This window comes from Dellaglioa sp. CoH-57-MRSF-19, from assembly GCF_056781975.1.
In genome coordinates this window covers 1-380 of the sequence record NZ_JBXAXW010000165.1, presented here as the reverse complement: position 1 = coordinate 380, position 380 = coordinate 1, and the positions used below count along the sequence as shown (strand labels likewise).

At 66.3% G+C, this 380-nt stretch carries 1 protein-coding gene; it reads left to right on the top strand.

Going from position 1 to position 380, the window contains the following annotated elements:
- Window positions 1–113: 113 nt before the first annotated feature.
- A partial coding sequence (locus AC1RO3_RS08790) for a hypothetical protein (protein WP_481764047.1) occupies window positions 114–380 on the top strand: 267 nt, incomplete at its 3' end.

Sequence of the window (380 nt, the reverse complement as noted above, 5' to 3'; positions counted from 1 at the left end):
CTGACGGGTACCCGTCAGAGGCGGAGTACCTGTTCTGGTCTCGGCACATCTGCGGGCTCGCCTGCCTGCGATCCGTGCTGCGCGCCTGGACCCCACATCAGGGCGAGATTGCCATGTATGAGCTCATCCAACGGGCGCAGCAGCGGAACGCGCTTGTCCGTGCTGAGGAGACCGTTCAGGGGTTGTTCTATCAGCCGTTCGGGGACTGGGTCCGCGACGACTTCGGCATCGACAGCGCCGTCCACCCGATCGTTGAGGCGCCCGGCCTCCTCGAGCACGTCCGCGACGGACAGGTCGCGTTCGCCTCCGTGTCTTCCGAGATCCGCTACCCTGAACGCCCCAACGCTCGGCGGGGTGGCCACCTGGTCCTCATTCACGCT